We start from the raw sequence: 1173 nt of genomic DNA on the forward strand, positions 1-1173 counted from the left end.
ACGCGGGGGGGCCGAGGCGGAAGCGTGTTCGAGCGGGCGGGAACGCCGCAGGTCAGCGGGCCTGCTGGCGCTCGGCCGCGGCGGCGGCCTGGGTGCGCCGCTTCTCCTCCTTCTCGTGCTTCTCCTTGACCCGGACGGTCTCCCTGCGGACCTCCGCCTGGATCGTGCGCTCACGCTGGAGCCACTCCGGGTTCTCCTCCCGCAGCTCCTCGATCTGCTCGGTGGTGAGCGCCTCCGTGATGCCGCCGCGCGCCAGGCCGGACGCCGAGACGCCGAGTCGCGTGGCCACCACGGACCGCGGGTGCGGGCCGTTGCGGCGCAGGTCCTGCAGCCACTGCGGCGGCTCGGTCTGCAGGGCGGTGAGCTCCTCGCGGGAGATCACGCCCGACTGGAAGTCGGCGGGGGTGGCGCCGAGGTAGACCCCGAGCTTCTTCGCCGCCGTCGCCGGCTTCATGGTCTGCGTGGTCTTCTGCTTGAGCGATGTCATGGTCACCAGGGTAAGCGAGCGGCCGACGCCCGCCGTCACGGTCGGTAGCCTTGGTCGGGTGACAGAGATCCAGGTGACACCCTCGTTCCGGCTGGCGTACGTCCCGGGCGTGACCCCGGGCAAGTGGGCGCGCGTCTGGTCGGAGCGGCTGCCGGACGTTTCGCTCGCCCTGGTCGCGGTGGACGCCGCCGATGCCGAGCCGACGCTGCGGGCGGGCGACGCGGACGCGGGCCTGGTGCGGCTGCCGGTCGACCGGACCGGCCTGAGCGCCATCCCGCTGTACACCGAGACGACGGTGGTGATGTTCCCCAAGGACCACTGGCTGGCGGCGGCCGAGGAGGTCACCGTCGAGGACCTCGCCGATGACGTGGTCTTCCACCCGCTCGACGACACGCTTGAGTGGGGGCGGCTGCCCGGCCGCCCCGCCATCGAGCGGCCGGCGACCACGGCGGACGCGATCGAACTGGTCGCGGCCGGGGTCGGCGTGCTGCTCGTCCCGCAGTCACTGGCCCGCCTGCACCACCGGCGCGACCTCACCTACCGGACGATGACGGACGCCCCGCAGTCCCAGGTCGCGCTGTCCTGGCTGGAGGACCGGACCACGGACCTGGTGGAGGAGTTCATCGGCATCGTCCGGGGCCGGACGGTCAACAGCTCCCGGGGGCGCGGCCAGAACGCGGCGGCGG

General features: G+C 73.4%; 2 protein-coding genes. One reads left to right on the forward strand and one right to left on the reverse strand.

Annotated elements, in window-relative coordinates:
- Positions 1–52: 52 nt before the first annotated feature.
- The gene (locus ABD308_RS00960; protein WP_344323434.1) at positions 53–487 is read right to left on the reverse strand and encodes a DUF5997 family protein; all 435 of its coding nucleotides are present in this window, start codon (positions 485–487) and stop codon (positions 53–55) included.
- Positions 488–545: 58 nt separating this feature from the next.
- On the opposite strand from ABD308_RS00960, the gene ABD308_RS00965 reads away from it, so the two are divergent.
- Positions 546–1173, forward strand: a 628-nt coding sequence (locus tag ABD308_RS00965; protein ID WP_344323445.1) for a LysR family substrate-binding domain-containing protein, incomplete at its 3' end; no start/stop codon positions are given.

This window comes from Kitasatospora putterlickiae, from assembly GCF_039527695.1.
Classification (GTDB): domain Bacteria; phylum Actinomycetota; class Actinomycetes; order Streptomycetales; family Streptomycetaceae; genus Kitasatospora; species Kitasatospora putterlickiae.